The following is a 19,709-nucleotide window of genomic DNA, read 5'->3' as shown; positions in this document are numbered from 1 at the left end:
GCCCCTTAAACACCCCCGCCGAGGCCGAGGCAAGCGAGGATCGCGCCGACCTGGGCGCGGGTCCGGTCGAGCGATCCCGAGGTGTCGACGACGAAATCGGCGCGCGCGCGCTTGTCGGCGTCGGGCAGCTGGCGGGCGAGGATCGAATCGAGCTTGGCGGGCGTCATCCCCGGCCGCGCCAGCACGCGTGTGCGTTGCTCTTGCGTGCCGGTCGACACGACGATCACCTTGTCGAACGCCGCCTCGCCGCCGGTTTCGAACAACAGGGGGATGTCGAACAGCAGGGCGGGCGATTCGCCATGCTCGACGATGAACCGGGTGCGCTCGTGGTGGACCGCCGGGTGGACGATCGCCTCGAGCGCGGCGAGTTCGGCGGGATCGTCGAGCACCGCCTTCGACAGCGCGTCGCGATCGACGGCGCCGTCGCGGGTGGTGCCGGGAAACCTTTGCTCGATCGCGGGGACCAATCGCCCGCCGGGGCCCTGGAGCGCGCGCACCGCCGCGTCGGCGTCGAACACCGGGATCCCCGCGTCCGCGAACATCTTCGCGACGGTCGACTTGCCCATCCCGATCGACCCGGTCAGCGCCAGCGTGATCATGGCGCGAGTTGCCGCATCAGCTCGGCATCGCGCGCGCGCGGCGGCGCGGCCCCGAAGAATCGCACGAAGCTCGCGGCGGCCTGCTCGACCAGCATCTCGAGCCCGAGAACGACGCGCAGCCCGCGCGCGCGCGCCGCGACCACCAGCGGCGTCTCGGCGGGGACCGACACGCAGTCGAACACCCACCCGTCCGCCGGCATCGCGCCAAGCTCGCAATTCAGGCAGCCCTTTCCCGCCATGCCGAGCGGCGTGGCGTTGAGCAGGCCCGCGGTGGTGACGGGGGCGGTGAGCGGGCGAACATGGGCCACATCGAACTCGACCCCGAGCGCGCGGCCCGCCGCCATGTCGCGCGCCTGGACGATCACCGGGCCGACCCCGGCCAGCCGGAAGGCGGCGAGCGCGGCGCGCGCGGCCCCGCCGTTGCCGAGCAGGGTCACCCCGTCCATTGCCGCCCCATCGGCGCGCAGGCCATCGAGCAGCGTGGCGATCGCCCCGACGTCGCTATTGTCGGCATCGACCGTCCCGTCCTTCGGAACGAGCATGTTCGCCGCCCCCGCCGCGATCGCGGCATCGCTCGGCGTGTCGGCGGCGAGCAGCGCCTCGAGCTTGAGCGGCATGGTGACGTTGCTCCCCCGCCATGCCGGGTCGGCGCGCACCTCGGCGAGGTACGTCGCGAGCCCGCCCTTCTCGACCTGGCGGCGGCGATAGTCGGCCTCGATCCCGAGCGCGCCGAGCCAGAAGCCATGGATTGTCGGCGAAAGGCTATGGCCGATCGGGTCGCCGATTACCTCGGCGAAGGGTCGCGACGTCATGACGCCAGCACCCCTTCGCGGCGCAGCGCCCCGAGCAGCGGCAGCAGCGGCAGCCCGAGGATGGTGAAATGGTCGCCTTCGATCGTCTCGAACAGCTGCACCCCGCGCCCCTCCATCCGGAACACGCCGACGCAATAGGCGACCGCGGGCCATTCGGCGTCGAGATAGGCAGCGATGAACGAGGCCGACAGCGGGCGGACGTGAAGCCGGGCGGTGTCGGCGTGCGACCAGAGCGTCTTGCCCGCGCGCGCCAGCGCGACCGCGCTCGACAGCAGCATCGTCCGCCCCGAAAAGGCGGCGAGATGCGCCGCCGCCTCGTCGCGGTCCTTCGGCTTCGAATAGCGCGTGCCATCGACCGTCACCGTGCTGTCCGCGCCGATGACGAGGTCGTCGCCGCCACCAAGCGAGAGCGCCTTGCCCTCGGCGAGCCGACGCGCGAGACTCGCCCCGTCGCCGACGTGGCGCGACTTGATCCAGTCCTCGTCGAAGTCGGGCGCTTGGGCCTCGACCGTCACCCCGGCGGCGGCGAGCAGCTGGCGGCGGATCGGGCTGGTACTGGCAAGGATCAACGACACGGGACGAACCTGTGGATAAGAAGGGGCGGACCCGTAGCGCAAAGCCGGGGATCGCCCAAATCGCCGGCGCGCCCCCATGCCGCCGCAGCGCCGTCCCGCAATCGGTCCACAAGGGAGGACGATCGGTCCGAAACCTGTGAATCGCGGGAAAGCGCCGAACGCGAATCGCCGGAATCGCGCGAGTCGCGAAAATGGCGCGCCTGTTGAGAAGTTGGGGATGGCCGGTTAAGCCCCGCTGCCAAGCCGACAACAAACACTTCAAGATTCTTCTATATATATTAAGAAAGAGAAAGAGGGTGGCCGTGCCGGGAGAGCTGACGACCGACAAGCCCCTGCTGGCGGTGCTCCGCGGCGAGCGGCGCGATCCCCCGCCGATCTGGCTGATGCGCCAGGCGGGCCGCTACCTGCCCGAATATCGCGAGCTTCGCGCGGCCAAGGGCGGCTTCCTCGACATGGTCTACGATCCCGCCGCGGCGGCCGAGATCACGCTCCAGCCGCTGCGCCGCTTCGCGATCGACGGCGCGATCCTCTTTTCCGACATCCTGATCGTGCCGCACGCGATGGGGATGCACCTGTCGTTCGTCGCCGGCGAAGGCCCGCGACTCGCGCCGACGATGGACCGCGCAACACTGGGCGAGCTGACCACCGACCCGTCGCGGTTCGAGCCGATCTACGAGACGGTGCGGCGGGTGAAGGCCGCGCTCGACCCGTCGGTCACGCTGCTCGGCTTTGCCGGGAGCCCGTGGACCGTCGCCACCTACATGATCGCCGGGCAGGGCAGCCGCGAGCAGGCGGAGGCGCGCACGCTCGCCTATGCCGATCCGGGGCGGATGGACGCGCTGCTCGACGCGGTGTGCGAGACCACGCTCGACTATCTGTCGGGTCAGGTCGCGGCGGGGGTCGAGGCGGTGCAGCTGTTCGACAGCTGGGCGGGAAGCCTGTCGCCGATCCAGTTCGAGCGGCTGGTGATCGCGCGCAACGCCTGGCTGGCGAGCGAATTCCGCAAGCGCCACCCGAACATCCCGATCATCGGCTTTCCCAAGGGCGCGGGCGGCAAGCTGATCGCCTATGCGCGCGAAACCGGGGTCGACGCGGTCGGGCTCGACGAGACGGTCGACCCGGCGTGGGCGGCGCGCGAACTGCCCGCGCACCTGCCGCTGCAGGGCAATCTCGACCCGCTCGCGCTGGTCGCGGGGGGCGCGGCGCTCGACGAGGCGGTGACACGCATCCTTGACGCGCTCGCGGGCCGTCCCCACATTTTCAATCTCGGCCACGGCATCCTTCAGACGACGCCGATCGCCCATGTCGAACGACTGATCGAGCGGGTGAAGCGGGGATGAGCGACATGCTTGCGAACTGGCAGGGTTTCCTCGGCGCGGCCTACCTTTGGGTGAAGGCGGCGCACGTCACCTTCGTGATCTTCTGGATCGCCGGCCTGTTCATCGTCCCGCGCTATTACATCCATCACCAGGCGACGACGCCCGGATCGGCCGAGGACCGCGCCTGGCTCGAGCGCGAGGACAAGGCGCGGACGATCATCCTGACCCCCGCGCTGGTCATCGTCTGGGTCCTCGGGCTGATGCTGGCGATCAACGGGGGGATGTTCGGCCAGGCCTGGTTCTCGGCCAAGCTCGGGCTGGTGGTGATCCTCAGCGGCTACCAGGGCTGGATCGGCGCCTATGGCCGCAAGCTCGCCAACGGTTACCGCGACCCCAATCTGAAGCGGCTGCGGCTGCTCAACGAGGTGCCCGGCATGCTCACCGCGATCATCGTCGTGCTGGTGATCGTCAAGCCGTTCTGACGCGGGCGGATTGACTTCGCCCCGGCGGCGGACTTAGGGCATTTTCAAACAGCATCGGCCGCGCCGTCCGTGCCGCGCGAACCGACCGCACCGACCTTTGCGTCCTCACGGGGAGACGTCCTGTCTCTCCGACCGAACTGACAATTTTTCCACCGAAAGACCCTCCACATGCATTTGAAAGACCTCAAAGCCAAAGCCCCGGCCGACCTCGTCGCCATGGCCGAGGAAATGGGCGTCGAGGGCGCTTCGACGCTCCGCAAGCAGGACCTGATGTTCTCGATCCTCAAGGTCCGCGCCGAAAGCGGCGCCGAGATCATGGGCACGGGCACGATCGAAGTGCTCAACGACGGCTTCGGCTTCCTGCGCAGCCCCGAGGCGAACTATCTCGCCGGCCCCGACGACATCTATGTCGCGCCCAACCTCGTCCGCCGCTTCGGGCTTCGCACCGGCGACACGGTCGAGGGCGAGATCCGCGCGCCGAAGGACGGCGAGCGCTATTTCGCGCTGACCCGCGTCACCCAGATCAACTACGACAACCCCGATGCGGTCCGCCACCGGGTCAATTTCGACAACCTCACCCCGCTATATCCCGACAAGAAGCTCAAGCTCGACACGCTCGACCCGACGATCAAGGACAAAAGCGCGCGGGTGATCGACATCGTCTCGCCGCTCGGCAAGGGCCAGCGCGCGCTGATCGTCGCGCCGCCGCGCACCGGCAAGACGGTGCTGCTGCAGAACATCGCGCGCGCGATCACCGACAATAATCCCGAGGTGTTCCTGATCGTGCTGCTGATCGACGAGCGGCCCGAGGAAGTCACCGACATGCAGCGCTCGGTCCATGGCGAGGTCATCTCCTCGACCTTCGACGAGCCCGCCAGCCGCCACGTCCAGGTGGCCGAAATGGTGATCGAAAAGGCCAAGCGCCTCGTCGAGCACAAGAAGGACGTCGTCATCCTGCTCGACTCGATCACCCGCCTCGGCCGCGCCTACAACACCGTCGTGCCCTCGTCGGGCAAGGTGCTGACCGGCGGCGTCGACGCCAACGCGCTGCAGCGGCCGAAGCGCTTCTTCGGCGCCGCGCGCAACATCGAGGAAGGGGGCTCGCTATCGATCATCGCCACCGCGCTGATCGATACCGGCTCGAAGATGGACGAGGTCATCTTCGAAGAGTTCAAGGGCACCGGCAACAGCGAGATCGTGCTCGACCGCAAGGTCAGCGACAAGCGCATCTTCCCCTCGCTCGACGTCGGCAAGTCGGGCACCCGCAAGGAAGAGCTGCTGGTCGACCAGGCGACGCTTACCAAGATGTGGGTGCTGCGCCGGATCCTCATGCAGATGGGCACGGTCGACGCGATGCAGTTCCTGCTCGACAAGATGAAGGACGCCAAGTCGAACGAAGACTTCTTCGCGAGTATGAATCAATAGCTGAGCCCGAGACCGGGCACGCTTCGCGCGTGCTCGGTCGGGCGCGGGAGTTGTCATGCCCGACCTGAGTTTCGCCGACGTCTTCACCAGCGCAGGGCTTGCCGCGCTGGTCCAGGTCATCCTGATCGACCTCACCATGGCGGGCGACAATGTCGTCATCATGGGCACCATCGCCAGCGGCCTCCCGCGCGAACAGCGACGGAAGATCATCCTGATCGGGGTCGCGCTGGCGCTGCTGTTCCTGATCGGCTTCGCGCTTGTCGCGACCGCGCTGCTGCAGGTGCCGGGGCTGCTGCTGGCGGGCGGCGTGGTGCTGCTGTGGGTAGCGTTCAACATGCAGCGCGAGCTGCGTCACGCGCCCGCGGGCGAAGGCACTGACGACGGGGCGGATGTGGCCGACGCCGCGCGGCCGACCAAGACCTTCACCCAGGCGGTGATCCAGGTCGCGCTGGCCGACCTCAGCATGAGCCTCGACAACGTCCTCGCGGTCGCCGGCGCGGCGCGCGAGCACCCGACCGTGCTGTTCATCGGCCTCGCCTTTTCGGTCACCGTGATGGGAATCGCGGCGACCTTCGTCGCGCAGCTGATCCAGCGTTTCCGCTGGATCGCGTGGATCGGGCTGGCGATGATCCTCTACGTCGCCGGCACGATGATCTGGGAAGGCTGGCACGACGTCGCGCCGTTGCTGACGTGAGCGACACGATCGTCGCGCTGTCGAGCGGGCGGCCCCCGGCGGCTATCGCGGTAACGCGCTTAAGCGGGCCTGCAGCGTGGGCGGCGATTGGATCGCTGGCGGGCCCGCTCCCCGCCCCGCGCGTCGCCGCCCTACGCACGCTTCGCGATCCCGTTTCGAGAGAAGCAATCGATCGCGGGCTGGTAATCCTCTTCCCCGAGGGCGCGAGCGCGACCGGCGAGGCGATCGCCGAATTCCACGGCCACGGCGGCCGCGCGGTCAGCGAGGCGGTGATTGCCGCGTTCGCCGGTTTCCCGGGCGTGCGCCGCGCCGAGGCCGGCGAATTCACCCGCCGCGCGCTGAGCAACGGCGTGATGGACCTGACTCAGGCCGAAGGGCTTGCCGACCTGCTCGCCGCCGAGACCGAGCTCCAGCGGCGGAGCGCGATCGCGCGGTCCGAGGGTGCTGTGCGGCGTCGGATCGAGGGCTGGGCCGACCGTATCGTGGCGCTCTCGGCAGGCGCCGAATATGCGATCGATTATGACGAGGACGACCGCGCGCCGCCGATCGACCGCCTCGAGATGGAGGCGATCCGGGGCGAGATCGCAAATTTGCTCGCTCAGCCGAGGCTTGAGCGTCTTCGCGACGGTATTCGGGTCGTCCTCGCGGGCCCGCCGAATATCGGAAAGTCCAGTCTTTTCAATACGTTGATCGGGGAAAGTCGCGCCATTGTCACCCCGGTCGAAGGGACCACCCGCGACACGATCGAGGCACCGGTTGCGATCGACGGCATTCCGTTCGTCCTGGTCGATACGGCGGGATTGCGCGACAGCGACGACCCGGTCGAGGCGCTCGGGATCGAGCGCACGCGGTCCGAAGTCGACCGGGCGGACATCGTCCTGTGGCTCGATCGCGAGCCGCCGCCACCGCTTGCCGCCAAGGTGGTCAAGGTAAGCGCGCAGGCAGACCGGCTTCCCTTGCTGCCGGGGAGGATCGGCGTATCGGCGACTACCGGCGAAGGCGTCACTGTTCTGCTTGAGCGCCTGATCGACGTCGGTAGACCGCTTCTTCCCGCTGCGTCGCAGGCGACGATCGACGAGCGTGGCGGTGCACTCCTCGCCCAGGCGGCATCGCGATTGGCAGAGGCACAGTCGACCAGCGACCTTATCCTTATCGCCGAGCATTTGCGTTCGGCGCGCGAGGCGCTCATGGCGATTACCGGTCGGGTCGGCATCGAGGCGATGCTGGATTCGCTCATGCAGCGATTTTGCGTCGGCAAATAGGTTTCACGTGGAACATTTCGACGTCGTTGTCATCGGTGGAGGTCACGCGGGCGTCGAGGCTGCGTGCGCCGCGCGGCGTCGTGGCGCCACCGCGGCGATAGTTACCTTCTCGTCGAACGACATCGGGCGGATGTCCTGCAATCCGTCGATCGGCGGCGTCGGCAAGGGGCACCTCGTGCGCGAGGTCGATGCGCTCGGCGGAGTGATGGCCCAAGCCGCCGACCGAGCGGCAATCCACTATCGTATGCTCAATGCTAGCAAGGGCGCGGCTATCCGCGGTCCTCGGATCCAGGCCGATAGGCGGCTCTTTGCGGCGGCGGTTCGGCAGACGGTCCAAGAGGCCGGCATAACGGTGATCGAGGGAGAAGTTGTCGACCTTGTCGAGAGCGCCGGTACGGTCGTCGAACTCCGTCTCGCTTCCGGCAATCTGGTTGGAGCCGGCGCGGTTGTCGTTGCCACGGGGACGTTTCTCGGCGCCACCATGTTTCGAGGCCGTGAGCGCTGGCAGGGCGGGCGGCTTGGCGATTTCGCGGCGACGCGACTTGGCGACCGTTTCGCCGAACTCGGGCTGGCGAAAGACACGCTGAAGACGGGCACCCCGCCGCGCCTCGACGGACGGACGATCGACTGGGCAAGATTAACCCCGCAACCCAGCGATCGCGAGCCCTGGTGGATGTCGCTGGGTGCCGTCGGGCAAGTCCATCTGCCTCAGCTCGCTTGCGCGATCACGGCCACCAATCCGCGCGCTCACGCGGCTTTGCGTGAAGGTTTCGACGAATCGCCGCTACTGGCCGGCGAGATCGAGGGGCGCGGGCCGCGCTACTGTCCGTCGATCGAGGACAAGTTGCAGCGTTTCGCCGATCGCGACCATCACCAGATCTTCCTCGAACCAGAGGGGCTCGACGATACGACCGTTTATCCAAACGGCATCTCTACCTCGCTCTCGACGACCACGCAGGAGACATTTCTACGCGCCATCGTCGGGCTCGAGCGTGTGCGAATGACCGCCCCCGGCTATGCGGTGGAGTATCGCCACGCCGATCCCCGCCATCTCGATCGGACGCTTGCTCACCGCGACTTGCCCAACCTTTTCCTCGCGGGCCAGATCAATGGCACCACCGGTTACGAGGAAGCGGCAGCCCAAGGCCTGGTCGCCGGGGCCAACGCCGCGGCGATGGCGTGCGGGCTCGAACCGCTGACGATCGAGCGCGGGCAGGCCTATCTCGGTGTCATGATCGAGGATCTCACACTCCACGGGATCAGCGAACCGTACCGCATGCTGACCGCGCGCTCGGAGCATCGCCTGTCGCTCCGGGCCGACAACGCATGGAGTCGGTTGGGGCCGATCGCCGAAGGGCACGGGTTGCTCGACAAGACGCAGCAAGAGGCATGGCGTGCTTACCTCAAAGCCAAGTCAAAGACGGGCGCTTCGAACGATCATACGTCAACCGCTCTCGACGTCCTTGCCATGGCCGAGGCCGAGCAGGACAACATCTACGCGCCCTATATCGAACGGAACCGCCGAGAGCTGGACGGCCGCCGGAAGGCGAGTCACTGGCCGATCAACGCCGCCTTCGATTATGGAGCCGTTCCCGGTCTCTCCAACGAAATGCGGGAGAGGCTCGAGAGCAGTCGGCCCGAGACCCTCGAGCAGGCCGAGCGCGTTCGAGGTATCTCTCCCGCCGCCATCGCCGCGCTTCACTTCGCCTTGGCCAAAGCGCGATGATCGACGGTGTTTCACGTGAAACATCGGAGAAGCTTGAGGCCTACGTCTCAATGCTCCTCGCCGAATCACGACAACAGAACCTGATTTCATCGAGCACCGAAGCGGACGTCTGGGATCGCCACATCCGCGATAGCCTGCAGCTCTTGGACCTCGCCAAGGGTCGAACTTGGGCCGACGTCGGGAGCGGCGCCGGGCTGCCGGGCATCCCGATCGCCATTGCCTCCGACGCACCGATCGTTCTCATCGAACCCCGGGCAAAAAGGGTGCAGTTCCTCACCGACGTGGTCGATCATCTCGGCCTCGCCAACGCTTCGATCCATCACGGCTCGGCGTCGTCGGCGTCGGGCGCATTCGACGTCATCACCGCTCGCGCTGTGGCCCCGCTCGATCGCTTGCTCGGTCTCACGTGGCATTTGGCTCACGCCGGGACGACATTCGTCTTCCCCAAGGGGCGGAACGCCCAAAGCGAGCTGGAAACCGCGACTCGGTCGTGGCAGGGTGACTTCCGGCTCAGACCGAGCGTCACCAGCGACGAAGCCGCGGTCGTCGTCGCCACCAATGTCCGGCGGAGGGGGAAGAGATGATCTGCGTCGCAATCGCCAACCAGAAGGGCGGGGTGGGCAAGACGACCACCGCGATCAACCTCGCGACCGCGATGGCCGCGATCGGCTGGCGCGTGCTGCTAATCGACCTCGATCCGCAGGGGAATGCGTCCACCGGGCTTGGCGTGCGGCAGGGCGATCGCCTTCACTCGAGTTACGACGTGTTGCTTGGCGAGGCGACGCTGGCGGAGGCGGCGGTCGAGACGCGCGTTCCGCTGCTGTCGATCGTCCCCGCGACGATGGACTTATCGGGTGCCGAGGTCGAAATGGTCGGGCTCGAAGACCGCATGCATCGGCTCAAGCAGGCGATGGAGGAAGCGCCGGCCGGCGCGTGGGAAATTTGCCTGCTCGACTGTCCGCCGTCGCTCGGCACGCTGACGATCAACGCCCTGGTCGCCGCGCAGCGCTTGCTGGTTCCGCTCCAGTGCGAGTTCTTCGCGCTCGAGGGGCTTAGCCAGCTTCTCCAGACGGTCGAGCGGATCCGCGTCGCCTACAATCCCGACCTCGCGATCCTGGGGGTCGCGCTGACGATGTTCGACCGGCGCAACAACCTGTCGCAGCAGGTCGCCGAGGACGTTCGGGCGTGCCTCGGCAGCGCGGTGTTCGACACGGTCGTCCCGCGCAACGTGCGACTTAGCGAGGCGCCGAGTCACGGGCTCCCGGCATTGATCTACGACCTCAAATGCCCGGGGTCGGAGGCCTATCTCAAGCTCGCGCGCGAAATTGTCGCGCGGCTTCCGCGTCATGCCGAGGCGGAGGCAGCGTGAAGCGGCCGCTTGGACTTGGACGCGGGCTCGGGGCGCTGATCGAGGAATCGAACCGTCCGCGTGATGGAGAATCGTCCGGCGTGCGCGACATCGACGTCGCGTCGATCCGGCCGAACCCCGACCAGCCGCGAAAGCAGTTCGACGAGGAAGCGCTCGCCGACCTCGCCGCGTCGATCAAGGCGCGCGGCGTGCTCCAGCCGATCCTCCTCCGCGCGGTCGGCGATGGTTACGAGATCGTCGCGGGGGAGCGTCGCTGGCGCGCGGCGCAGCGCGCACAGCTTCACCGCATCCCGGCGATCGTGCGCGACCTCGACGACGAGTCGACCGCCGAGGTCGCGCTGATCGAGAATATCCAGCGGGCCGATCTCAACGCGATCGAGGAAGCCGACGCCTACCAGCAGTTGATCGACCGGCACGGCCACACGCAGGACGCGGTCGGCAAGCTCGTCGGCAAGTCCCGCAGCCATGTTACCAACCTGCTCCGGCTGCTCGGCCTTCCCGGTGACGTGCGTGACATGCTGCTGCGAGGCGATATCAGCATGGGACATGCGCGCGCCGTCGTCGGGGCTGACGATCCGTCGGCGTTGGCGAAAGATATCGTCGAGAACGGCCTCACCGTCCGCCAAGCCGAGGCGCGCGCCAAGGGGGCGAAACCGAAGCAGAGGGTCGAGACGAAGGCGACCGCGCCGGTCGACGCCGACCTGGCCGCGCTCGAACGCCAGTTGGGCGATATGCTTGGGCTGAAGGTTCGGGTCGCGCACGGCCGCGGCGGCGGCACGGTCACCCTGTCCTACGCCAGCCTGGACCAGCTCGACATGATCTGCCAGCGCCTCAGCGGCGAACCGATCTAGCGCGAACGACGCGACGCGCGCGCCAGCGACACCATCGTCTCGCCGAGCTCGGCGTCGCTCGGCCCGTCGCCGAAAATCAGCCGCTTCTCGAGCGCGCCGACGCGCGCGGCGGCTTCGGCGAGCGCGCTCGACGGCCACGACGAGAGCAGCCGGCCGATCAGCGGTTTATCCTTCCAGAACAGCGCCTTGCCCATCGACGTCATGACGTCGTCTCGGCTTCGTCCTGCCTCGATCTGGGCGCGCAGCGGCGCCAACATCAGCAGCCGGCGCTGCACCGCGCGCACGATCGGAATCGCGTCCGAGCCCGATCCCGGGAGCTGGCCGAGGTCGTCGAGCAATTCGTCCATCTTCCCCGCCAGCGCGAGGTCGCCGAGCCGCATCAGGTCGACCTCGCCATGGTTCGATTCGAGCAGGTCGAGCACTTCGAGCTCGAGCGACACCAGGCGGTCGGCGCTGGCTGACAGGTAGGTCGCATATTTCTCGACCTCGCGCTCGGCGATCGCCTGGTTGAATCCGCTCGCCTCGCCAATCCGCTCGGCGACGTCGTGCCCGATCGCCAGCCCGTGACGCCGCCCGAGTTCGGCGACGATTTCGGCCATTCCGCGCCCTTCGGGCACATAACTGACGTGCGCCAGCGCCGCGCGATGCGCCTCCGCGAGCTTGAGCAGCCCCGATCCGCGCTTCAGCGTCCCGGCGATCGCGATCACCGCGCTCTCGCCGCCGGGCGCATCGAGCAGCGCCGCGACCCCGTCGAGGATCTCCTCCCCCGCCGGCTCGATCCAGATCGCGCGCTTGCCGCCGAACAGCGACATCGCACCCGCTTCGTCGGCGAGCGAAGCCGGGTCCGACTTGACCGAGGCGCCGACGACGACGAATTTCTCGGCATCGCCGAGGCCCTTGAGCAGCCTGAGCGCAAGCGCGCGGCTGCCCGCCTCGTCGGGACCGTGGAACAGGTAGAAGCGCACCCCCGGATCGGGCCGCGCGATCGCCCGCTCGATCTGCCCCTTCGCCGACTTCACCGTCGCGGCGTCACGGCGCGGGCGCCGCCCCGGCGCGGGTCGCGTAAAGGCCGAGCCGGGCGACGATCTGGTCGGCGATCTCGCCCGACAGCCGCTCGAGCGCGCTGTCCTCGGCGGCGACGGTGGCATAGGGGCTCGACACGACGTCGATCCCCGCGTCGGCCACCGCGGTCGCGTCGAGCACCGTCTCGCCCCGGTCGACCGTCACCAGCCGATAGCGCGCGCGGAGCGCCCGCCGTTCGCGGGTCGCCGCGCGGTCGCCGCGAATGCCGAAGCCAGTGATGCTGTCGTCGAGCTCGACTCGCAGCCGATAGCGGGGCGCGGGCGCGTTGCCCTGCTCGCTTCCCAGCCGGTCGACCAGCGCGTTGCGCACCAGCCAGCCGCCGCGCTCGGGGATCGGGTCGACCTTGATCGACGCCAGGCTGACCGCCACCGGGGCCGACGCGCCGCCCGCGTAGAGCGGGTGAAGCCCGCAACCGGGAAGCGCGAAGCATAGCAGCAGGGCGAGGCGGCGGCTCATGCGACGATATTCACCAGCCGGTCGGGAACGACAATCACCTTGCGCGGCGCGCCGCCGCCGAGGTGCGCGCGAACCTTGTCGCTGGCCAGCGCCAGCGCCTCGGCCTCCTCGCGCGACAGCCCGCGCGGCGCGCTGAGCGTATCGCGCAGCTTGCCGTTAACCTGCACCGCCAGCGTCACCTGCTCGTCGACCAGCATCGCCGGGTCATGGGCCGGCCACGGCTGGTCGACGATCATCCCCGCCCCGCCGCGCTCGGCCCATGCCTGTTCGGCCAGGTGCGGGGCCATCGGCGCGACCAGCTTGAGCAGCGTGTCGATCGCCTCGCTCCGACTCGCCGACGGCGCCGACTTCTCGACCGCGTTGGTCAGCTCGTAGAGCGCGGCGACCGCCTTGTTGAACTGCAACCCGTCGATCGCCTCGCCCACCGCGGCGATCGCTCGGTGCCGCTTGCGGTCGAGCGCGTCGTCGGCGCCGTCGCCGTTCGCCTCGGCCATCGCCAGCCGCCACACGCGCTGGACGAAGCGCGCCGCCCCCTCGATCCCGGCCTCGGACCATTCGAGATCGCGCTCGGGCGGAGAGTCCGACAGCATGAACCAGCGCACCGCGTCGGCGCCGTAGCGGTCGACGATCGGTTCGGGATCGACCGTGTTCTTCTTCGACTTCGACATCTTCTCGATCCGGCCGGCGGTCACTGGCGACCCGCTCTCGACATGGATCCAGTCGTCGCCCTCACGTCGCACCTCGCCCGGGCTCAGCCAGCTGCCGTCGCCCGCGCGATAGGTTTCGTGGGTCACCATTCCCTGGGTGAACAACCCCTTGAACGGCTCGGCGAGCCCCAGCTTGCCGATCCGCTCGAGCGCGCGGGTCCAGAAGCGCGCGTAGAGCAGGTGGAGGATCGCATGCTCGACCCCGCCGATATATTGGCCGACCGGGAGCCATTGCTCGGCCTCGGCGCGGTCGAACGGCGCGCCGTCGGGCTGGCTGGCGAAGCGGATGAAATACCAGCTCGAATCAACGAAGGTGTCGAGCGTGTCGGTCTCGCGCCGCGCCGCGCCGCCGCAGTTCGGGCAATCGACCTTGCCCCAGCTCGGGTGGCGATCGAGCGGGTTGCCCGGCTGATCGAAGGCGACGTCCTCGGGCAGCACCACCGGCAGCTGGTCGCGCGGCACCCCGACCGGCCCGCACTTGTCGCAGTGAATGACCGGGATCGGGGTGCCCCAATAGCGCTGGCGGCTGACGCCCCAGTCGCGCAACCGATATTGGGTGACGCCCTTGCCCCACCCGCCGGTCTCGGCGCGGCGGATCACCTCGGCCTTCGCCGCCTCGCTCGTCATCCCGTCGAGGAAGTCGGAGTGGACCGCGATTCCAGGCGCAGTCTCCGGCTCCATGATCGGCTGGTCGGCCTGCCCGGCATCCGCCGCTACGACACGCCGGATCGGCAGATGATATTTATTCGCAAAATCAAAATCGCGCGCGTCGTGCGCCGGCACCCCGAATAGGGCGCCGGTGCCGTAGTCCGAGAGCACGAAGTTCGCGATCCACACCGGCAGGCGGCGCTGGCTGTCGAAAGGGTGGACGACCTCGAGCCCGGTATCGAACCCCAGCTTCTCCGCCGTTTCGATCTCGGCTTCGGTCGTCCCGCCGGCGCGCGCCTTCGTGATGAACGCCGCCGCCTCGGAATTGCCAGCCGCGACCGCCTCGGCCAGCGGATGCCCCGGCGCGATCGCGACGAAGCTCGCCCCGAAGATGGTGTCGGGCCGCGTCGTGAACACCTCGATGTCGCAACTCGCGCCCCCGGGCGGCGTCCCGGCGAGGCGGAAGCAGAATTGCAGCCCCTTGCTCCGGCCGATCCAGTTTTCCTGCATCAACCGCACCTTGTCGGGCCACTGGTCGAGCCCCTTCAGCCCGTCGAGCAGCTCCTCGGCGAAGTCGGTGATCTTGAGGAACCACTGGCTCAGCTTGCGCCGCTCGACCTGCGCCCCCGACCGCCAGCCCTTGCCGTCGATCACCTGCTCGTTGGCCAGCACGGTCATGTCGACCGGGTCCCAGTTGACCTCGCTCTCCTTGCGGAAAACGAGGCCCGCGGCCATCAGGTCGAGAAACAGCGCCTGCTCGTGCCCGTAATAGTCGGGCTCGCAGGTGGCGAGCTCGCGGCTCCAGTCGAGCGCGAAACCGAGCCGCTTCAATTGCGCGCGCATCGTCGCGATATTCTCGCGAGTCCATGCGCCGGGATGGACCTTCTTTTCCATCGCCGCATTTTCGGCGGGCATGCCGAACGCGTCCCACCCCATCGGGTGGAGCACCTCGTGCCCCTGCATCCGGCGATAGCGGGCGAGCACGTCGCCCATCGTGTAGTTGCGGACATGGCCCATGTGGATGCGCCCCGACGGATAGGGGAACATCTCGAGCACATAGCTCTTGGGCTTGGCGCTACCGCTGTCGGCGCGGAAGCTGGCGGCCTCTTCCCAACGCGCCTGCCACCGGGCGTCGGCCTGGCCCGGATCGAAACGCTCGGTCATGATCGGGCCTTACTTGATGAGGGTGGTCCGGCGAAGCTCGCGGGCGCGGGTGAGGATAATGTCCTCGAGCTTCTGGGTGGTCGCCGCCGACACCGGCGCGTTGACCCAGCTTCCGCCCTGGTTGACCTGCCGCACCGCCGCGACGCGAAGCGCGTCGGCGCGGAGCGTCTGGTCGAGGATCGTCGCGGTGATCCGCGCGCGCTCATTCGGGTTGTTCGGGCTCGAATACCAGTCGGTGATGATCACCCCGCCGTTCGAATCGCTGCTCGCCAGCGGCGCGAACGACAGCGTGTCGAGCGCGGCGCGCCACAGGTAGGCGTTGACCCCGATCGAGGTCATGCGGGCCGACGCCAGCGGGGTCGGCGCGTTCGAATGGCGGGCGCAGCCCCCGGCGGCAAGCGCAGCGAGGCCGACGGCGGCGGTGGCGATCTTGAAACGGGACATCCGAAGGTTCCTGACTAAGGGCCTGATTGAGGGGCGTTGGCGCCGTTATAGGGTGCGCGCTCCCTTCGGCAAGCGGGCAGTTTGGCCGCGCGGCTGTGCCCCCGCCGCAACAGCGCCGGGCAAACGACTCTTTCGTCATGGAACAGACGCGGGGCTGGAGCTATATTTCGGGGCAGGAACGGAGTCGTTGGCGTGTTGCAAGGGGCAATCAGCACGAAGCGTGGACGGGCCGCGATGGGGATCGCGGCGCTGCTCCTGCTCGCCCCGGCGATGGCGATCGGCGCCGGCAAGGGCGCTTCCCGCCCGCCGGCGGTCTCGTTCAGCGTCGACCAGCTATCCTCCTTCACCCCGGCCGATGCCGATCCCCGGCTCGCCGCCAAGTTCGCGGGGCGCGCCTCGTCGATCACCGATTTCAGCTTCACCCCCGCGGCGGCGAAGGGCCGCCCGTCGCAAATCCGCGTCGCGGTACGCGCCCGCGTCTCCGGCCCCGGCGTCGCCCGCCCGGCGTCAGTGCCGGCCCCGTCGGCCAACCCGCTGACCCCGACCAGCTACAACCTCGGGGTGGCGGTCGGCTGGAAGCGGTTCGCGGTCGGCGGCGACGTCAATTCGACCCGCGATCCCGATTCGGCGATCGGCACCCGCTCGAGCGCACTGGTCGGGGTCAGCTACAGCCTCCGCCGGTTCAGCGGCCGGGTCGCGGTCGGGGCCGAACGCGGGTCGGGCACCGTCCCCGCGCTTGCCCAGCCGCAGCGCTATTCGCTCGACGTCGGCGGCGCCTATGATCTCAGCATGCGGCTCGCGGTCACCGGCGGGGTCCGCTACCGGATCGACGAACAGCGCGACAATCTGCTGTCCGACAAGCGCCGCGACAGCCAGGCAGTCTACATCGGCACCGCGCTCAAGTTCTGAGCCGTCGTCACGCCGCCAGCCAGGCGTCGATCCCCGCCCATCCGTGAAACCCGTCGAGCGCGGCGAACCGCGCCTCGTCCATTCCGCCGAGCGCGATTCCCGGCACCCCCGCGATCGCCGCGAGCTCGGCGGCGCGATGCGGACCGAGCGCGCCGCCACCGGGATGCGAGCGCGTCGCGAAGAGCGGCGAGACGAACACCGCCGCCGCTCCTGCCGCGCTCGCTGCCCGCGCTTCTTCTGCGTCGTGCACCGGCATGGTGACCGCCACCCCGGCCGAATCCCCGACCGGGCGATGGACGAACCGCGCCCCGAGCCTCCGCGCCAGCGCGGCATCGGCGGCGACGCCGAGCACCAGCCCGCGCCGCGCGCAAAGCTCCGCCACCGCCCCGGCCAGCGCGGCGCGCGCCGCGGGACCGAGCGAATCGTGGCGGAACATCACCCCGCCACCGCGCGGCACCCGCGCGATCGCCTCGAACAGCCGCTCCCCAAGCCGCTCATCGGTCATCAGCCAGCGGGTCGGGATGTGGCGCGGGTCCATCGCGCTGCTATAGCGCGCGCGATGACCGACGCCGCAACCCGCCTCGACACGATCCGCACCCGGATCGCCCGCGCCGCCAAGGCCGCGCGCCGAGCGCCCGGGGACATCACCCTGATCGCGGTCTCCAAGACCCGCGGCGTCGACGCGATCGAGGCGCTGATCGCCGCCGGCCAGCGCGACTTCGGCGAGAGCCGGGTGCAGGAAGCCGCCGAGAAATGGCCCGCGCTTCGTGCCCGCTACCCCGACGTCCGGCTCCACATGATCGGTCGGCTGCAATCGAACAAGGCGGCCGAGGCGGCGGCGCTGTTCGACACGATCCACTCGCTCGACCGCGACTCTCTGCTCGAGGCGATGGCCGCGACCGACGCCCCGCCCGCGGCCTTCGTCCAGGTCAACATTGGCGCGGAAGAGCAGAAGGGCGGGATCGCGATCGACGCGCTGCCCGCCTTCCTCGACCGGGTCCGCGCCGGCCCGGTCGCGCTCGCGGGGCTGATGGCGATCCCCCCGCAAGGGGTCCAGGCGTCCCCCTATTTCGCGCTCCTCGCCGAGCTCGCGCGGCGGCATGACGTCACCGGGCTCAGCATGGGGATGAGCGGCGATTACGAAGCCGCGGTGATGCTCGGCGCGACCCAAGTCCGGGTCGGCACCGCGCTGTTCGAGGACCTTTAGCCGATGTGCCCCGACCGCTCGCGCTTGGTCGCCAGATAATCGGCATTGTGCGGGTTGGCGGGCATGCGGTGCGCGACCCGCTCGGCCACCGCGATCCCCGCCGCCTCGAGCCCGGCGACCTTGGCCGGGTTGTTCGTCAGCAGCCGCACCTCGCGCACCCCCAGCGCACGGAGCATCGCCGCCGCCATGTCATAGTTGCGCGCATCGTCGGCGAACCCCAGCCGCCGGTTGGCGTCGACCGTGTCGAGCCCGCGATCCTGAAGCGCATAGGCGCGCAGCTTGTTCGCCAGCCCGATCCCGCGCCCTTCCTGCCGAAGGTAGAGCAGGATCCCGCCCCCCGCCTCGCCGATCAGCCGCAGCGCCTGCCTGAGCTGCGGCCCGCAATCGCATTTGAGGCTGCCGAACACATCGCCGGTCAGGCACTCGCTGTGCAGCCGGACCAGCGGCGGCGCCCCGCCGAACGCGCCGACGACCAGCGCGACATGGTCCTCGCCCGACGCCGAATCGCGGAACGACACCATTTGCGACGGCGGCAGCCCGTCGACCGGCAGCCGCGCGCGCGCGACGATCACCGCCTCGCCCGGCGCGACGACCTCGCCCGCGCTTACCGCCGGCCAGTTCTCCCCCGGCTCGACCCGCCACAGCGCGGGCAACAGCCCGGCGCGCCGCGCGAGGTCGAGCGCCGCCGCGGCGGACCCGGGGCTCTCCAGCGGCTCGGCCCGCAGCGGCCCCGACGGCGCGCGCGACCCGTCGGTCGCCGGGTCGGCGAATGCCAGCGCCGCCGCCTGGTTGAGCCACGCGTCGCGCGCGACCTGCACCGGGCGCGCCGAATCGCTCGCCTCGCGCGCATTGCCCATGCCGAGCGCCGCCGCGCGCTCGCCGCTGATCAGCAGCGGCGCGCGATGGGTCGGGTCGAGCAGCTCGAGCATCGCCGCACCGCCGGTCTCGACCGACAGCACGCCGATTCCGTCGACGCGCACCGGCCGCCCGGCGCGAAGCGCGGCGATCGCGGCGGCGAGCGGCGGCGCGCCCGTCACAGCTCGAGCTCGACCAGCAGCGGCACATGGTCGCTCGGCCGCTCCCACCCGCGCACCGGCTCGAGCACGCGGTGCGCGACTGCCTGCGGCGCGAGGCTCGGCGAGGCCCACATATGGTCGAGCCGCCGCCCGCGATCGCTCGCCGCCCAGTCCTGCGCGCGGTAGCTCCACCAGGTGAAATTGCGCTCGGGCGCGGGGATGAATCGACGGCCAAGGTCGACCCACTCGTGCGCCGCCTGCAGGCGAGCGAGCGTCTCGACCTCGATCGGGGTGTGGCTGACGACGTCGAGCAGCGCCTTGTGGCTCCACACGTCGCATTCGAGCGGCGCGACGTTGAAGTCGCCGACGATCAGCGTCGGCTGGCGAAGCCCCTCCGACCAGCGGGTCATCCGCTCGAGGAAATCGAGCTTCTGCCCGAACTTGGGGTTGAGCGTCCGGTCGGGAACGTCGCCGCCCGCGGGGATATAGACATTCTCCAGCCGCACCCCGCCGGGAAGCATTGCCCCGACGTGCCGCGCCTCGCCATTGTCCTGCCAGTCGTGGCGCCCCGGGTCGGTCAGGGGCACGCGACTGAGGATCGCGACCCCGTGGTGCATCTTCTGCCCGTTGAGCTCGTGGTGGACGTAGCCGCGCTCGGCGAACAGGCCGCCGGGGAAGACGTCGTCGGTCGCCTTGGTCTCCTGCAGGCACAGCACGTCGGGCTGCTCCTCGTCGAGCAGCCGCGCGACGATCCCCGCGCGCGCGCGCACCGAGTTGATGTTCCAGCTGGCGATTTTCAGGCGAGTCACGCCCCGGCTCCTAGCGCGCCGCTGGGCGCAGGCAAAATAAAAGGCCCTGGTTCCGGGGGCATGGAACCAGGGCCAACCAAGCGTTCGTCACGCAAGGCGATCGCGGCAACCTCGGGTAACAGGGGGAAACCCAGTGGTTATCGCCGCAATCG

Annotated in this window: 21 protein-coding genes; 11 read left to right on the top strand and 10 right to left on the bottom strand. The window is 69.3% G+C overall.

Annotated features, from left to right (window positions below; translation table 11 throughout):
- Positions 1 to 5: 5 nt before the first annotated feature.
- Genes coaE through ABDK56_RS08580 form a run of 3 tightly spaced genes read right to left on the bottom strand, consistent with a single transcriptional unit; the run spans position 6 to position 1,986 of the window.
- Positions 6 to 599, bottom strand: coding sequence for a dephospho-CoA kinase (coaE, locus tag ABDK56_RS08590; protein WP_349807852.1), 594 nt, complete (start codon positions 597 to 599; stop codon positions 6 to 8).
- Complete coding sequence (locus ABDK56_RS08585; protein WP_349807851.1) at positions 596 to 1,411, bottom strand: shikimate dehydrogenase family protein; 816 nt, start codon at positions 1,409 to 1,411, stop codon at positions 596 to 598. The genes coaE and ABDK56_RS08585 overlap by 4 nt, the downstream gene beginning before the upstream one ends.
- Positions 1,408 to 1,986: a Maf family protein gene (locus ABDK56_RS08580; protein ID WP_349807850.1), complete on the bottom strand. Its 579-nt coding sequence runs from the start codon at positions 1,984 to 1,986 to the stop codon at positions 1,408 to 1,410. The genes ABDK56_RS08585 and ABDK56_RS08580 overlap by 4 nt, the downstream gene beginning before the upstream one ends.
- A gap of 296 nt (positions 1,987 to 2,282) precedes the next feature.
- Here ABDK56_RS08580 and hemE point away from each other — a divergent pair, with 296 nt between their 5' ends.
- From hemE to ABDK56_RS08535, 9 genes are all read left to right on the top strand, one after another.
- Positions 2,283 to 3,326 (top strand): uroporphyrinogen decarboxylase, encoded by a 1,044-nt coding sequence (gene hemE / locus ABDK56_RS08575; protein ID WP_502959286.1) that lies wholly within the window; start codon positions 2,283 to 2,285, stop codon positions 3,324 to 3,326.
- On the top strand, positions 3,323 to 3,787 hold the full coding sequence (locus ABDK56_RS08570; RefSeq protein ID WP_349807849.1) for a CopD family protein: 465 nt from the start codon (positions 3,323 to 3,325) through the stop codon (positions 3,785 to 3,787). Before hemE ends, ABDK56_RS08570 begins: the two co-directional genes overlap by 4 nt.
- 168 nt (positions 3,788 to 3,955) lie before the next feature.
- Positions 3,956 to 5,212: a transcription termination factor Rho gene (gene rho / locus ABDK56_RS08565; RefSeq protein ID WP_349807848.1), complete on the top strand. Its 1,257-nt coding sequence runs from the start codon at positions 3,956 to 3,958 to the stop codon at positions 5,210 to 5,212.
- A 55-nt stretch (positions 5,213 to 5,267) separates the two neighbouring features.
- Positions 5,268 to 5,906, top strand: a complete 639-nt coding sequence (locus ABDK56_RS08560; RefSeq protein ID WP_349807847.1) for a YjbE family putative metal transport protein — start codon at positions 5,268 to 5,270, stop codon at positions 5,904 to 5,906.
- Complete coding sequence (mnmE, locus tag ABDK56_RS08555; RefSeq protein ID WP_349807846.1) at positions 5,903 to 7,168, top strand: tRNA uridine-5-carboxymethylaminomethyl(34) synthesis GTPase MnmE; 1,266 nt, start codon at positions 5,903 to 5,905, stop codon at positions 7,166 to 7,168. The genes ABDK56_RS08560 and mnmE overlap by 4 nt, the downstream gene beginning before the upstream one ends.
- 7 nt (positions 7,169 to 7,175) lie before the next feature.
- Positions 7,176 to 8,894 carry a tRNA uridine-5-carboxymethylaminomethyl(34) synthesis enzyme MnmG gene (gene mnmG / locus ABDK56_RS08550; RefSeq protein WP_349807845.1) on the top strand — a complete coding sequence of 573 codons (1,719 nt, stop codon included), beginning with the start codon at positions 7,176 to 7,178 and terminating at the stop codon, positions 8,892 to 8,894.
- Entirely contained in the window at positions 8,891 to 9,478 is a 588-nt protein-coding gene (gene rsmG, locus ABDK56_RS08545; protein WP_349807844.1) for a 16S rRNA (guanine(527)-N(7))-methyltransferase RsmG, read from the top strand. Before mnmG ends, rsmG begins: the two co-directional genes overlap by 4 nt.
- On the top strand, positions 9,475 to 10,263 hold the full coding sequence (locus ABDK56_RS08540; protein WP_349807843.1) for a ParA family protein: 789 nt from the start codon (positions 9,475 to 9,477) through the stop codon (positions 10,261 to 10,263). The genes rsmG and ABDK56_RS08540 overlap by 4 nt, the downstream gene beginning before the upstream one ends.
- Positions 10,260 to 11,114: a ParB/RepB/Spo0J family partition protein gene (locus ABDK56_RS08535; protein ID WP_349807842.1), complete on the top strand. Its 855-nt coding sequence runs from the start codon at positions 10,260 to 10,262 to the stop codon at positions 11,112 to 11,114. Before ABDK56_RS08540 ends, ABDK56_RS08535 begins: the two co-directional genes overlap by 4 nt.
- On the opposite strand, the gene holA is transcribed toward ABDK56_RS08535, so the two are convergent.
- Genes holA through ABDK56_RS08515 form a run of 4 tightly spaced genes read right to left on the bottom strand, consistent with a single transcriptional unit; the run spans position 11,111 to position 15,616 of the window.
- On the bottom strand, positions 11,111 to 12,133 hold the full coding sequence (gene holA, locus ABDK56_RS08530; protein WP_349807841.1) for a DNA polymerase III subunit delta: 1,023 nt from the start codon (positions 12,131 to 12,133) through the stop codon (positions 11,111 to 11,113). The two genes, ABDK56_RS08535 and holA, sit on opposite strands and share 4 nt — an antisense overlap.
- Positions 12,134 to 12,143: 10 nt before the next feature.
- Positions 12,144 to 12,653 carry an LPS assembly lipoprotein LptE gene (gene lptE / locus ABDK56_RS08525; protein WP_349807840.1) on the bottom strand — a complete coding sequence of 170 codons (510 nt, stop codon included), beginning with the start codon at positions 12,651 to 12,653 and terminating at the stop codon, positions 12,144 to 12,146.
- Positions 12,650 to 15,172 (bottom strand): leucine--tRNA ligase, encoded by a 2,523-nt coding sequence (gene leuS, locus ABDK56_RS08520; protein ID WP_349807839.1) that lies wholly within the window; start codon positions 15,170 to 15,172, stop codon positions 12,650 to 12,652. Before leuS ends, lptE begins: the two co-directional genes overlap by 4 nt.
- Before the next feature lie 9 nt (positions 15,173 to 15,181).
- Entirely contained in the window at positions 15,182 to 15,616 is a 435-nt protein-coding gene (locus tag ABDK56_RS08515; RefSeq protein ID WP_349807838.1) for a DUF3576 domain-containing protein, read from the bottom strand.
- 234 nt (positions 15,617 to 15,850) lie between these two features.
- Between ABDK56_RS08515 and ABDK56_RS08510 the strand changes: the two genes are divergently transcribed.
- The gene (locus tag ABDK56_RS08510; RefSeq protein ID WP_349807837.1) at positions 15,851 to 16,525 is read left to right on the top strand and encodes a porin; all 675 of its coding nucleotides are present in this window, start codon (positions 15,851 to 15,853) and stop codon (positions 16,523 to 16,525) included.
- A 7-nt stretch (positions 16,526 to 16,532) separates the two neighbouring features.
- On the opposite strand, the gene ABDK56_RS08505 is transcribed toward ABDK56_RS08510, so the two are convergent.
- Complete coding sequence (locus ABDK56_RS08505) at positions 16,533 to 17,063, bottom strand: thiamine phosphate synthase (RefSeq protein ID WP_349807836.1); 531 nt, start codon at positions 17,061 to 17,063, stop codon at positions 16,533 to 16,535.
- Positions 17,064 to 17,084: 21 nt separating this feature from the next.
- On the opposite strand from ABDK56_RS08505, the gene ABDK56_RS08500 reads away from it, so the two are divergent.
- Positions 17,085 to 17,732, top strand: a complete 648-nt coding sequence (locus ABDK56_RS08500) for a YggS family pyridoxal phosphate-dependent enzyme (protein ID WP_349807835.1) — start codon at positions 17,085 to 17,087, stop codon at positions 17,730 to 17,732.
- On the opposite strand, the gene ribA is transcribed toward ABDK56_RS08500, so the two are convergent.
- Positions 17,729 to 18,769 carry a GTP cyclohydrolase II gene (gene ribA, locus ABDK56_RS08495; RefSeq protein ID WP_349807834.1) on the bottom strand — a complete coding sequence of 347 codons (1,041 nt, stop codon included), beginning with the start codon at positions 18,767 to 18,769 and terminating at the stop codon, positions 17,729 to 17,731. The genes ABDK56_RS08500 and ribA overlap by 4 nt on opposite strands.
- Positions 18,766 to 19,548, bottom strand: a complete 783-nt coding sequence (locus tag ABDK56_RS08490; RefSeq protein ID WP_349808140.1) for an exodeoxyribonuclease III — start codon at positions 19,546 to 19,548, stop codon at positions 18,766 to 18,768. Before ABDK56_RS08490 ends, ribA begins: the two co-directional genes overlap by 4 nt.
- Between the last annotated feature and the right edge of the window lie 161 nt (positions 19,549 to 19,709).

This window comes from Sphingomonas sp. ASV193 (assembly GCF_040203355.1).
Lineage (GTDB): Bacteria > Pseudomonadota > Alphaproteobacteria > Sphingomonadales > Sphingomonadaceae > Sphingomicrobium.
Note: the sequence above shows the minus strand (reverse complement) of the source record. Positions and strands in the feature narration are given on the sequence as shown.